10 protein-coding genes are annotated in these 12,991 nt (G+C 69.3%); all 10 read left to right on the top strand.

Features of this window, described 5'->3' with window-relative positions; translation table 11 throughout:
* Positions 1–40: 40 nt before the first annotated feature.
* Positions 41–2,881, top strand: a complete 2,841-nt coding sequence (uvrA, locus tag AW272_RS21360; RefSeq protein WP_066368038.1) for an excinuclease ABC subunit UvrA — start codon at positions 41–43, stop codon at positions 2,879–2,881.
* Between the two features lie 107 nt (positions 2,882–2,988).
* On the top strand, positions 2,989–3,585 hold the full coding sequence (locus AW272_RS21365) for a Rieske (2Fe-2S) protein (RefSeq protein ID WP_066368040.1): 597 nt from the start codon (positions 2,989–2,991) through the stop codon (positions 3,583–3,585).
* 354 nt (positions 3,586–3,939) lie between these two features.
* Positions 3,940–4,965, top strand: a complete 1,026-nt coding sequence (locus AW272_RS21370; RefSeq protein ID WP_066368043.1) for a hypothetical protein — start codon at positions 3,940–3,942, stop codon at positions 4,963–4,965.
* 51 nt (positions 4,966–5,016) lie between these two features.
* Positions 5,017–6,918, top strand: coding sequence for an excinuclease ABC subunit UvrC (gene uvrC / locus AW272_RS21375; protein ID WP_066368045.1), 1,902 nt, complete (start codon positions 5,017–5,019; stop codon positions 6,916–6,918).
* The gene (gene rapZ / locus AW272_RS21380) at positions 6,915–7,823 is read left to right on the top strand and encodes an RNase adapter RapZ (protein ID WP_174551845.1); all 909 of its coding nucleotides are present in this window, start codon (positions 6,915–6,917) and stop codon (positions 7,821–7,823) included. Before uvrC ends, rapZ begins: the two co-directional genes overlap by 4 nt.
* Positions 7,820–8,767 carry a gluconeogenesis factor YvcK family protein gene (locus AW272_RS21385; protein WP_066368047.1) on the top strand — a complete coding sequence of 316 codons (948 nt, stop codon included), beginning with the start codon at positions 7,820–7,822 and terminating at the stop codon, positions 8,765–8,767. The genes rapZ and AW272_RS21385 overlap by 4 nt, the downstream gene beginning before the upstream one ends.
* Before the next feature lie 63 nt (positions 8,768–8,830).
* On the top strand, positions 8,831–9,811 hold the full coding sequence (gene whiA / locus AW272_RS21390; protein WP_030452232.1) for a DNA-binding protein WhiA: 981 nt from the start codon (positions 8,831–8,833) through the stop codon (positions 9,809–9,811).
* Between the two features lie 215 nt (positions 9,812–10,026).
* Positions 10,027–11,031, top strand: coding sequence for a type I glyceraldehyde-3-phosphate dehydrogenase (gene gap / locus AW272_RS21395; RefSeq protein WP_066368050.1), 1,005 nt, complete (start codon positions 10,027–10,029; stop codon positions 11,029–11,031).
* A complete protein-coding gene (locus AW272_RS21400; RefSeq protein ID WP_066368053.1) occupies positions 11,031–12,230 on the top strand; it encodes a phosphoglycerate kinase in 1,200 nt (399 codons plus the stop codon). Before gap ends, AW272_RS21400 begins: the two co-directional genes overlap by 1 nt.
* A complete protein-coding gene (tpiA, locus tag AW272_RS21405) occupies positions 12,220–12,984 on the top strand; it encodes a triose-phosphate isomerase (protein WP_083958547.1) in 765 nt (254 codons plus the stop codon). The genes AW272_RS21400 and tpiA overlap by 11 nt, the downstream gene beginning before the upstream one ends.
* Positions 12,985–12,991: the final 7 nt, after the last annotated feature.

Below are 12,991 nucleotides of genomic sequence, written 5' to 3' on the forward strand. Positions count from 1 at the left end.
CCCGGTGCACTCCTGTACCCCAACGACCATCGGGAACGCTGTGGCTGACCGTCTCGTCGTGCGTGGCGCGCGCGAACACAATTTGAAGGACGTCTCGCTCGATCTCCCGCGCGACGCCCTGATCGTTTTCACCGGGCTGAGCGGCTCGGGCAAGTCCAGCCTGGCCTTCGACACGATCTTCGCCGAGGGCCAGCGGCGCTACGTCGAGTCGCTGTCGGCCTACGCCCGTCAGTTCCTCGGCCAGATGGACAAGCCCGACGTCGACTTCATCGAGGGCCTGTCTCCTGCGGTCTCGATCGACCAGAAGTCGACCAGCCGCAACCCCCGGTCGACCGTCGGCACGATCACCGAGGTCTACGACTACCTGCGGCTCCTCTGGGCCCGCATCGGCAAGCCCCACTGCCCGACGTGCGAGCGGCCGATCGCGCGGCAGACCCCGCAGCAGATCGTCGACCGCGTCCTGGAGCTGGAGGAGGGCACCCGGTTCCAGGTGCTCGCGCCGGTGATCCGGGGCCGCAAGGGCGAATACGCCGAGCTGTTCCGCGAGCTCCAGACCAAGGGCTACGCCCGCGCGCGCGTCGACGGCACGATCATCCGCCTCGAAGAGCCGCCGACCCTGAAGAAGTACGAGAAGCACGACATCGAGGTGATCGTCGACCGGCTGGCGGTCAAGGACACGGCCCGCCGCCGCCTCACCGACTCGGTCGAGACCGCGCTCCAGCTGTCCGGGGGCACGATCACGCTCGACTTCGTCGATCTCGAGGCCGACGACCCCAACCGGGAGCGCTTCTACTCGGAGCACCTCTACTGCCCCTACGACGACCTGTCGTTCGAGGAGCTGGAGCCCCGGTCGTTCTCGTTCAACTCGCCGTTCGGCGCCTGCCCCGAGTGCACCGGCCTCGGCACCCGCATGGAGGTCGACCCCGAGCTGGTCGTCCCCGACCCCGAGAAGGCCCTCGGCGACGGCGCGCTGACCCCGTGGGCGGGCGGCCACACCAGCGACTACTTCGAGAAGCTGATCGAGGGGCTGGGCAACGCCCTCGGCTTCACCCTCGACACTCCGTGGGAGAAGCTGACCAAGGTCCAGCAGAACGCCCTGCTGCGCGGCCACGACGAGCAGGTCCACATCCGCTACAGCAACCGGTTCGGGCGTCAGCGCGCCTACTACACCGACTTCGACGGCGTGATCCCGTGGATCCAGCGCCGCCACGCCGAGTCCGAGAGCGACGCGGTGCGGGAGAAGTTCGAAGGCTACATGCGGGAGATCCCGTGCCCGGCCTGCAAGGGCCGCCGCCTCAAGCCGGTCTCGCTCGCGGTGACGGTCGGCGGTTCGTCGATCGCCGAGGTCGCGAGCCTGTCGATCGGCGAGTGCGCCACGTTCCTGGCCGGGTTCAAGCTCTCCGACCGCGACATGCAGATCGCCGAGCGGGTGGTCAAGGAGATCAACGCCCGCCTGGGCTTCCTGCTCGACGTGGGCCTCGACTACCTGACCCTCAACCGGGCCGCCGGCACCCTGGCGGGCGGCGAGGCCCAGCGGATCAGGCTCGCCACCCAGATCGGCTCGGGCCTGGTCGGCGTCCTCTACGTCCTCGACGAACCCTCCATCGGCCTCCACCAGCGCGACAACCAGCGCCTGCTGGAGACGCTGATCCGGCTGCGCGACATGGGCAACACCCTGATCGTCGTCGAACACGACGAAGACACCATCGCGGCGGCCGACTGGATCGTCGACATCGGCCCCGGCGCCGGTGAGCACGGTGGCCAGGTCGTCGTCTCCGGCACCGTCGAAGATCTGCTGTCCAGCGAGGAATCGCTGACGGGCGCCTACCTTTCCGGGCGGCGGTCCATCGCGGTGCCCAAGAAGCGGCGCAAGCGCGACCGCAAGCGGCAGCTCGTGGTGAAGGGCGCCCGGGAGCACAACCTCGGCGGCATCGACGTCGAGTTCCCGCTCGGCGTCTTCACCGCCGTCACCGGGGTGTCGGGGTCGGGCAAGTCGACGCTGGTCAACGACATCCTCTACACCGCGCTCGCCAGGGAGCTCCACGGCGCCAAGACCGTGCCGGGGCGGCACTCGCGGGTGACCGGCATCGATCATCTCGACAAGGTCGTCCACGTCGACCAGTCGCCGATCGGGCGCACCCCGCGCTCCAACCCGGCCACCTACACCGGGGTGTTCGACCACGTCAGGAAGCTGTTCGCGCAGACGACCGAGGCGAAGATCCGGGGCTACCTGCAGGGCCGGTTCAGCTTCAACGTCAAGGGCGGGCGCTGCGAGGCGTGCGCGGGCGACGGCACCATCAAGATCGAGATGAACTTCCTGCCCGACGTCTACGTCCCCTGCGAGGTCTGCCACGGCGCCCGCTACAACCGGGAGACGCTGGAGGTCCACTACAAGGGCAAGACGATCGCCGAGATCCTCGACATGCCGATCGAGGAGGCGGCCGAGTTCTTCGAGGCCATCCCCGCGATCAGCCGTCACCTGAAGACGCTGAACGACGTCGGCCTCGGTTACGTCCGGCTCGGGCAGCCCGCCACCACCCTGTCGGGCGGTGAGGCCCAGCGGGTGAAGCTCGCCTCCGAGCTCCAGCGCCGCTCCACCGGCCGCACGATCTACGTGCTCGACGAGCCGACCACCGGCCTCCACTTCGAGGACATCCGGCGGCTGCTGGGCGTGCTGGAGCGGCTGGTCGACGCGGGGAACACGGTCATCGTGATCGAGCACAACCTCGACGTGATCAAGACGGCCGACTGGGTGATCGACATGGGCCCCGAAGGCGGTTCGGGCGGCGGCAAGGTGGTCGCGACCGGCACTCCCGAAGAGGTGGCGCTGGTCGACGGCAGCCATACCGGGCTGTTCCTGCGAAAGATCTTCGACCTATAAGTGCATTTCTTCATACTCCGCTCGGACGCGATCGGTCAGGCTGAACCAGGAACGGGGTCAGCGCCGTACCTACAGATGATCGGGAAGTCCCCCAGCGGAGGATGTAAATGAACGTTAACGCCACCTCTGAGCAGGATCAGGTCACGAGCGCGATGACGCGGCGGGGCCTGGTCTTCGCGGTGGGCGGCGCCGGGCTGGCCGCCGCCCTGACGGCGTGCACCGGCTATTCCTCCGGCACGGCCGCCCAGGCCGAGCCGCCAGGATCGGTGCCGGCCGACCAGGCCAAGCCGGCCGGGGGCACCGACGACCCGCCTCCCCCCGCCGACGACCAGAACGACCCGCCTGCCGAAGAGCCCCCTGCCGACGACCCGCCGGCCGAAGACCCTCCGGCCGAGGAGGAGCCGCCCCCGGCGGCGGCCAACGCCTTCGCCAAGACGTCCGACATCCCCGAGGGCGGTGGCAAGATCTTCGAATCGGAGAAGATCGTCATCACCCAGCCGACGGCCGGCGAGTTCAAGTGCTTCACTGCCGTCTGCACCCACGCGGGCTGCTCGGTGGCCAGCATCTCGGGCGGCACCATCAACTGCCCCTGCCACGGCAGCAAGTTCAAGATCAGCGACGGTTCGGTCGCCGGCGGCCCCGCCCCGTCTCCGCTCGAGGAGAAGAAGATCACGGTCAGCGGCGGCAGCATCGTCCTGGCGTAGCCCCTGGCCGGACATCGCGTCCCGGTTGTGGCGCGGTCCGTTCCAGGGTTCGGGAACGGACCAGCCACCGGACACGGAACGGTTCACGGCGTCGCCGTCGGGCTCGCCATCAGGAACCAACGGCCGGAAACGGCTCCGGCCTCAGGCGTCGGAGCTGATGGCCCGTCCACTGGCGGGAACGGGTTCCGGCCTGGGCGGTGGGGGGCGATGGCCCGCTCCCCACCAGGGAGAAGGTGGCCGGACGCGGTCCCGGCTTCAGGCACCGGGACCGTGTCCGGCCATTGCTCCGGGAACGGGGCCCGGCTTGGGGTGTCGGGGGCGTTCGGTTGACGGTCGGTTGATGATCATGGAGGTGTGAGGGGCTTCGCGCAGGCTGAGCGGTCGGGGTGGTATGTCCTGGTCGCGGGGGCCGTGCTGGGGTGGGCGCTGCTCGTCGCCTTCCGGCACGCCTGGGTGGGGGACTGGGATCTGCACGTCGCCACGTTGCGGGCGGCGCTCGACGACACCCAGGTCGGCTGGTCGGATCCGACGCCCTACGTCCTCGGGCTGGCGCTGGTGGCCCGGGTCTTCGGGGCGGAGCCGGAGACCGTACTCGGGATCGCCGGGATCCTCAACGTGCTGGCGCTGCTGGCCGCGCTGCGGGTGTTCTGCCGTCAGATGGGCGCGCGGGACTCCGTGGTGGTGCTCGCTGCGGTGTTCGCCCTCGTCCTGTGGGGGGTCGAGGGGTTCGGCTGGAGCGGGTTCCCCGGGCTCACCTCGCTGTCGTTCTCGTTCGCCTTCCCGTCCACCCCGGCGGCCGCGCTGATGGTGGCGACCTGGGCCTGCCTCGTGCGGTTCCGGGACAGCGGGCAGGGGCTGGTGGCGCTCGTCGTGCTGCCGCCGGTGATCGTGCTGGTGCATCCGTTCACGGCCGTGGAGACCGTGGTCGGGATCGCGGGCATCCTGGTCGCCCGGCGGTGGGAGTGGCGGCGGCTGGTGCTGATCGTCCCCGCGGGGGTGGGGGCGGTCGCGCTGGCGCTCGCGTGGCCGTACACGGAAGGGACGGGTCTGGCGGCGGATTCGCCGGAGTCGTACCGGCCGCTCGTCGAGGAAGCCCTGTCCAGATACGGGCTCGCGCTGCTCGGCGTCCCCGCTCTTCTGTACGGTCTGCGCAAGCCGCTCGGCCGGGAACTGCTGATCATCGCGGCCGTCGGGACGGCCGTCACCGCTCTGGCCGTGGCGGCCGGGCGGTACGAGTTCGCCCGCCTCATCCCGGTCGTCGTGCTGATGTGCCATCTGGCGCTGGCGCGGCACCTGGGGGAGCGGCTGCCCGGCTGGCGGCCTTACGCCGTGGTGACCGCCATCGGCTGTGTAGCCGGTTTGACCTGGACACTCCCGTGATGTCGTTGATCATGGAAACGGAATGTCGGTCCGGGCGGATAGTCTTGGAGAGTGGCTGATCCGGCAACTTATCGGCCCGCACCCGGATCGATCCCCGAGTCCCCCGGCGTCTACCGTTTCAGGGATCCCTCCGGCCGGGTGATCTACGTGGGCAAGGCGAAGAGCCTGCGGCAACGACTGAACTCCTACTTCGCCGACTTCGCGAGCCTCCACTTCCGCACCCAGTCGATGCTGACCACGGCGGCCCGCGTCGACTGGACCGTCGTCGGCACCGAGGTCGAGGCGCTCCAGCTCGAATACTCCTGGATCAAGGAGTTCGACCCCCACTTCAACGTCAAATACCGCGACGACAAGTCCTATCCCTACCTCGCGGTGACGATGTCCGACGAATTCCCCCGCGTGCAGGTCCTGCGCGGCGCCAAGCGCAAGGGCACCCGCTACTTCGGGCCCTACAGCCACGCCTGGGCCATCCGCGAGACCGTCGACCTGCTGCTGCGCGTCTTCCCGGTCCGCACCTGCTCGGCGGGGGTGTTCAAGCGGGCCGGCCAGATCGGGCGGCCCTGCCTGCTCGGTTACATCGAGAAGTGCTCGGCGCCCTGCGTCGGCCGGGTCACCCCGCAGGAGCACCGCGACCTCGCCGAAGACTTCTGCGACTTCATGGCGGGCAACACCACCCGCTTCATCAAGCGCATCGAGACGCAGATGCGCGAGGCGGCGGCGGTCGAGGAATACGAGCGCGCCGCCCGCCTGCGTGACGACGTCCAGGCCCTGCAGAAGGCGCTGGAGAAGCAGGCCGTGGTGCTCGGCGACGCCACCGACGCCGACGTGGTGGCGCTGGCCGAAGACGAGCTCGAAGCCGCCGTCCAGGTCTTCTACGTGCGCGGCGGGCGCATCCGGGGCCAGCGCGGGTGGGTCGTCGACAAGGTCGAGGCGTCGACGCCAGGCGACCTGGTCGAACACTTCCTGATCCAGATGTACTCCGAGGCCGAGATCCCGCGCGAGATCCTCGTCCCGGCCAACCCGCCCGACCACGAGGCCGTCGTCGAGCTGCTCTCCGAGTCGAAGGGCGCCCGGGTCGACGTCCGGATCCCGCAGCGCGGTGACAAGAAGGCGCTCATGGAGACCGTCGAGCGCAACGCCAAAGAGGCCCTCAACCAGCACAAACTCCGCCGCTCCAGCGACCTGACCAGCCGCAGCAAGGCGCTCCAGGAGCTGGCCGACGGGCTCGAGCTCGACCAGGCGCCGCTGCGCATCGAGTGCTACGACGTCTCCCACATCCAGGGCACCAACGTGGTGGCCTCGATGGTCGTGTTCGAAGACGGGCTGGCCCGGAAAAGCGAATACCGGCGGTTCCAGATCAAATCCACCGAAGGTGACGTCGCCTCCATCCACGAGGTCATCACCCGGCGGTTCCGCCGCTACCTGGAGGAACGCAGCGCCACCGGCGAGCTCGGCGGCGAGCCCACCGGCGAGCCGATCGACCCCGAGACCGGCCGGCCGCGCAAGTTCGCCTACCCGCCCAATCTGGTCGTCGTCGACGGCGGCCCCGCCCAGGCCGCGGCGGCGCAGCGGGCCCTCGACGAGCTCGGCATCGACGACGTCGCGATCTGCGGCCTGGCCAAGCGGCTCGAAGAGGTGTGGCTGCCCGGCGACGACGAGCCGGTGATCCTGCCGCGCACGAGTGAGGCCCTCTACCTTCTGCAACGGCTCCGTGACGAGGCGCATCGCTTCGCGATCACCTACCATCGTGCCAAGAGGTCCCGATCGCTCACGGAGAGCGCTCTGGACGCGGTTCCCGGTCTCGGTCCCGCGCGGCGGCAGGCTCTTCTCCGGCACTTCGGCTCCGTGAAACGCCTTGGTGACGCGACGGCCGCCGAGATATGCGAGGTTCCCGGCATCGGACCGGCGACGGCCGAGGCCATCGTCGCGGCGTTGAAGGGGGAGAGCGCATGAGCGGCACGAGTGGCAACACGGGCGGCAAGGGCAGTGAGGCGGGCAGCGAACCGGGGTTCGTCATCGTGACGGGCATGTCCGGCGCCGGGCGCAGCACCGCGGCCAAGGCGCTGGAGGACCTGGGCTGGTTCGTCATCGACAACCTGCCCCCGGGCCTGCTGTTCTCGCTGGCCGAGGAGGCCGGGCGGGTCAAGCTGGCCGCCGACCACGTCGCGGCGGTCGTCGACGTGCGGTCGCTGGCGTTCACCACCGACCTCAACGCCGCCATCGAGGAGCTCGACGGGCGCGGGGTCGAGGTGCGCGTGGTGTTCCTGGAGGCCAGCGACGACGAACTGGTGCGGCGGTTCGAGAACGTCCGCCGCCCGCATCCCCTCCAGGGGGAGAACCGGCTGGTCGACGGCATCGACCGGGAGCGCGGCATCCTGCGCGAGGTGCGGGCCAACGCCGACCTGGTGCTCGACACCTCCAAGCTCAACGTCCACGAACTCCGCAAGAAGATCGTCTCGTTCTTCGGCGGGGAGGACCGGCCAGGCCTTAAGGTCAACGTGGTGTCGTTCGGTTACAAATACGGCCTTCCGGTCGATGCCGACCTGGTGGTCGACTGCCGTTTTCTGCCCAACCCCCATTGGGTGCCGGAACTGCGGCCGATGAACGGTCTCGACGTACCGGTAAGGGAATATGTGCTCAGCCAGCCCGGCGCCAAGGAGTTCCTCGACGGTTACGAGGAGGTCTTCGGTGTGGTCGCCGTCGGCTACACCCGTGAGGGCAAGGGCTACGCCACCCTCGCCGTCGGCTGCACCGGTGGCAAGCACCGCAGCGTGGCCATGTCCGAGCAGATCGGCGCCCGGCTGCGCGAGCGCGGCATGGACGTCCAGGTCAGCCACCGCGATGTGGGTCGCGAGTGAATGAGGGCGCCCCGGCGAGATCGAGGGTCGTAGCGCTCGGCGGCGGCCACGGTCTGCACGCCTCGCTCTCCGCCCTGCGCCGGGTCACCGGCGATCTCACCGCGATCGTCACGGTCGCCGACGACGGCGGCTCCAGCGGCCGGTTGCGCCGCGAACTCGGCGTGCTGCCGCCCGGCGATCTGCGCATGGCCCTCGCCGCCCTCTGCGGCGACGACGAGTGGGGCCAGACGTGGTCCCGGGTCGTCCAGCACCGCTTTCACGGCGAAGGAGACCTGCAGGGGCACGCGGTCGGCAACCTGTTGATCGTGGCGCTCTGGGAGCTTCTTGACGACCCTGTCAAGGCGCTGGAGTGGGTCGGCCGCCTCCTCGGGGCCCACGGGCGGGTGCTGCCGATGGCATCGGTGCCGCTCGACATCGAGGCCGAGGTCGAGCTCGACGGCCAGGTCACGACGGTGCGCGGGCAGGTCGCGTGCGCGCTCACCCCCGGGCGGGTGCGGGCGATATCGCTGGTTCCGTCCGATCCGCCGGTCTCCCCGGAGGCGGTGCAGGCCATCCACGAGGCCGATTGGGTGGTGCTCGGGCCGGGGTCCTGGTTCACCAGCGTGCTGCCGCATCTGAAGGTTCCCGAGCTGGCCAGGGCGCTGGCCACCACGAGCGCGCGGCGGCTGGTCATCCTCAACCTGGCCCCCCAGCCCGGCGAGACCGACGGCTACTCCCCGGAGAAACACCTCGAGGTGCTCCGCGACCACGCGCCGTCGTTGCTGGTCGACGCGGTGGTGGCCGATCGGGGCGTGGTGCCGGAACCGGGTGAGCTGGAGAAGGCCGTGGTGGCTCTCGGAGGGCGTTTGATATTGGCTGATGTGGGCGCTTCCGACGGATCTCCCAGGCACGATGCACCACGCCTTGCCACTGTCCTGGACGAGATTTTCCGCGAGAAGCGGTGATACCCCCTAGTCAGGGTGCGAGACACTAACGGCCATAGTCTGTTTGGGGGAGGACACGCGCTAATGGCCATGACAGGCGTGGTAAAAGACGAGCTGAGTCGCCTGCCGGTGCTCAAGCCCTGCTGCCGCAAGGCCGAGGTGTCGACGCTGCTGCGGTTCGCGAGCGGGCTCCATCTGGTGGGCGGACGGATCGTGATCGAAGCCGAGCTCGACACGAATGTGACGGCCCGCCGCCTGATCAAAGACATTGGCGAGGTGTTCGGCCACAAGGCCGAGGTGCTGGTGCTGGCTCCTGCGGGGCTCAGGAAAGGGTCGCGTTACGTCGTCCGCGTCTACAAGGACGGCGAGGCGCTGGCCCGGCAGACCGGTTTGATCGACAACCACGGCCGGCCCGTGCGGGGTCTCCCGCGCCAGGTCGTGTCGGGGGCGACCTGTGACGCCGAGGCCGCCTGGCGGGGCGCGTTCCTGGCCCACGGCTCGCTGACCGAGCCGGGCCGGTCGATGTCGCTGGAGGTGACCTGCCCGGGGCCCGAGGCCGCGCTGGCGCTGGTCGGTTCCGCGCGCCGCCTGAAGATCCACGCCAAGGCCCGTGAGGTGCGCGGCGTCGACCGCGTGGTCGTCCGCGACGGCGACGCCATCAGCGCCCTGCTGACCCGCCTCGGCGCCCACGACAGCGTGCTGGCCTGGGAGGAGCGCCGGATGCGGCGCGAGGTCCGGGCCACCGCCAACCGTCTCGCCAACTTCGACGACGCCAACCTGCGCCGCTCGGCCCGCGCGGCCGTGGCCGCCGGAGCGCGCGTCCAGCGAGCCCTGGAGATCCTCGGCGACGACGCCCCCGAGCACCTCGTGATCGCCGGGCGGCTGCGGGTGGAGCACAAGCAGGCCTCACTGGAGGAGCTCGGCCAGATCGCCGACCCGCCGCTCACCAAGGACGCCATCGCCGGCCGCATACGGCGCCTGCTGGCCATGGCCGACAAGCGCGCCCAGGACCTCGGCCTGCCGACCACCGAGGCGAGCCTCACCGCCGATATGTTGAGCGGCTGAAGCGGGAGACGCGGCCGGACGAAGTCCGGCTGGGGCTCGCGCCCTGGAATCTGCCTCGGGAAACGGCGCGATTTTTTACAGTTAGCCGCCCCGCTTTGCGGCTTTCTTACGCTATGACGCCCTCCGGCAGACCCACTTGGTCTAAACCAATTTGAGTCCGATAGGGTCTGCACCGAGGTTTCAGTCACGTAACGACGGACGAGGAGATCTTCCCCGTGACCATCCGCGTAGGCATCAACGGCTTCGGCCGGATTGGCCGCAACTTCTGGCGAGCCGCCGCGGCCAGCGGCAAGGACATCGAGGTCGTCGCTGTCAACGACCTCACCGACAATGCCACGCTCGCCCACCTGCTGAAGTACGACAGCATCCTGGGTCGCCTCCCCTACGAGGTGAAGGCGACCGCGGACGAGATCATCGTCGACGGCAAGGCCATCAAGGCCTTCGCCGAGCGCGACCCGGCCAAGCTCCAGTGGGGCGACCTGGGCGTCGACGTGGTCATCGAGTCGACCGGCTTCTTCACCGACGCCAACAAGGCCAAGGTGCACGCCGAGAACGGCGCGAAGAAGGTCATCATCTCCGCTCCGGCGAAGAACGAAGACGTCACCGTCGTCATGGGTGTCAACCACGAGACCTACGACCCGGCGAACCACACGATCATCTCCAACGCGTCGTGCACCACCAACTGCCTGGCCCCGCTGGGCAAGGTCCTCAACGACTCCTTCGGGATCGAAAAGGGCCTCATGACGACGATCCACGCGTACACGCAGGACCAGAACCTGCAGGACGGGCCCCACTCCGACCTGCGCCGGGCCCGCGCCGCCGCGCTGAACATCGTCCCCACCTCGACCGGCGCCGCCAAGGCGATCGGCCTCGTGCTGCCCGAGCTCAAGGGCAAGCTCGACGGCTTCGCGCTGCGTGTGCCGATCCCCACGGGTTCGGCGACCGACCTGACGGTCGAGCTCAAGCGTGACGTCACGGTCGAAGAGGTCAACGCCGCGTTCAAGGCCGCTGCCGAGGGCTTCCTCAAGGGCTACCTGACCTACACCGAGGACGACATCGTCTCCAGCGACATCGTCACCGACCCGAGCTCCTGCATCTTCGACGCCGGCCTCACCAAGGCCAACGGCAACCAGGTGAAGGTCATCGGCTGGTACGACAACGAGTGGGGCTACAGCAACCGCCTCGTGGACCTCATCGAGTACGTGGGTGCCTCGCTCTGATGCGTGGTCTCGACGAGCTCGACGTGAAAGGTCGGCGCGTCCTCGTACGCGCCGACCTCAACGTTCCCCTCGACGGGGACGTGATCACCGATGACGGCCGCATCCGCGCCTCGCTCCCGACGATCCGGGATCTGGCCGGTCGCGGCGCCAAGGTGATCGTCTGCGCTCACCTGGGCCGTCCCAAGGGCCAGGTCAAGCCGGAGTTCTCGCTGGCCCCCGTGGCCGCGCGGCTCTCCGAGCTGCTCGGCGAGCCGGTCGCCTTCGCCGCCGACGTGGTGGGCGACTCCGCCCGCGCCACCGTCGCGGCGCTGGAGCCCGGTCAGGTCGCGCTGCTGGAGAACCTCCGCTACGAGCCGGGCGAGGAGTCCAAGGACGACGCCGCCCGCGCCGACTTCGCGGCCCGCCTGGCCATCCTCGCCGACCTCTACGTCGGTGACGGGTTCGGAGCGGTCCACCGCAAGCACGCGTCGGTCTACGACGTGCCCAAGCTGATCCCGCACGCGGTCGGCGGCCTGATCGCCGCCGAGGTCGACGTGCTGAAGAAGCTGACCGAAGACCCGGCCCGTCCCTACGTGGTCGTGCTGGGCGGTGCGAAGGTGTCCGACAAGCTCGGCGTCATCGCCAACCTGCTCGGCAAGGTCGACCGCCTGGTCATCGGCGGCGGCATGGCCTACACCTTCCTCAAGGCCCAGGGCTACGAGGTCGGCAAGTCGCTGCTGCAGGAAGACCAGCTCGACAAGGTCCGCGGGTTCCTCAACGACGCGCACTCGCGCGGCGTCGACCTGGTTCTCCCGGTCGACATCCTCGCGGCCACCCACTTCGCGGAAGACGCCGAGCACGAGGTCGTCGACGCCACCGCCATCCCGGCCGACCGGGAGGGCCTGGACATCGGCCCGCGCTCGCGCGAGCTGTTCGCCCAGAAGCTGGCCGACGCCCAGACGGTGTTCTGGAACGGCCCGATGGGCGTGTTCGAGTTCGAGGCGTTCGCCGGCGGCACCCGTGCCGTCGCCGAGGCGCTGGTGCGGTCCGACGCTTTCACCGTGGTCGGCGGCGGCGACTCCGCCGCGGCGGTCCGCAAGCTCGGCCTGCCCGAAGACGGTTTCTCCCACATCTCCACCGGTGGCGGCGCGTCCCTCGAATACCTCGAGGGCAAGAAGCTGCCGGGCCTGGTCGCCCTGGAGGCCGACAGTGAGTCGTAAGCCGCTCATCGCCGGCAACTGGAAGATGAACAAGAACCACCTTGAGGCGATCAAGCTGGCTCAGGAACTCGCCTTCTCCCTGACCGACAAGGACTTCGACAAGGTCGAGGTCGCGGTGCTGCCGCCGTTCACCGACCTGCGCAGCGTCCAGACCCTGGTCGACGGTGACAAGCTCCGGCTCGTCTACGGCGGACAGGACCTGTCCGCCCACGACAGCGGCGCCTACACCGGGGAGATCTCCGGCGCGATGCTGAGCAAGCTCGGCTGCACCTTCGTGGCGATCGGCCACTCGGAGCGCCGGCAGTTCCACGCCGAAGACGACGCCCTGGTCAACGCCAAGGTTCAGGCCGCTTACCGCAACTCGGTGACGCCGATCCTGTGCGTCGGCGAGGGTCTGCCGGTCCGGCAGGCGGGCAACCAGGTCGAGCACACGCTGGCCCAGGTCGACGGCGCCCTCAAGGGCGTCTCGGCCGAGCAGGCCAAGACGATCGTGATCGCTTATGAGCCGGTCTGGGCGATCGGCACCGGCGAGGTCGCCACTCCTGACGACGCTCAGGAGGTGTGCGGCGCGATCCGGGTGCGACTCGCCGAGCTGTACGACACCGAAGTCGCCGAGGCTGTCCGTATTCTTTACGGAGGCTCGGTGAAGTCTGACAACATCGCTGGGATCATGGCTCAGCCCGACGTCGACGGTGCGCTCGTCGGTGGGGCGAGTCTCGATCCGGCGGAGTTCGTGAAGATCTGTCGGTTTTAGCGCAGAT

This window comes from Herbidospora mongoliensis (assembly GCF_001570545.1).
In the GTDB taxonomy this organism is placed as follows: Bacteria; Actinomycetota; Actinomycetes; order Streptosporangiales; family Streptosporangiaceae; genus Herbidospora; species Herbidospora mongoliensis.

Excerpts from the sequence above, each read along its gene's own strand:
- rapZ (WP_174551845.1), top strand. The coding sequence starts at position 6,915 with ATGAGCGGCACGAGTGGCAACACGGGCGGCAAGGGCAGTGAGGCGGGC.
- AW272_RS21365 (WP_066368040.1), top strand. The coding sequence starts at position 2,989 with ATGAACGTTAACGCCACCTCTGAGCAGGATCAGGTCACGAGCGCGATG.
- whiA (WP_030452232.1), top strand. The coding sequence starts at position 8,831 with ATGGCCATGACAGGCGTGGTAAAAGACGAGCTGAGTCGCCTGCCGGTG.
- AW272_RS21400 (WP_066368053.1), top strand. The coding sequence starts at position 11,031 with ATGCGTGGTCTCGACGAGCTCGACGTGAAAGGTCGGCGCGTCCTCGTA.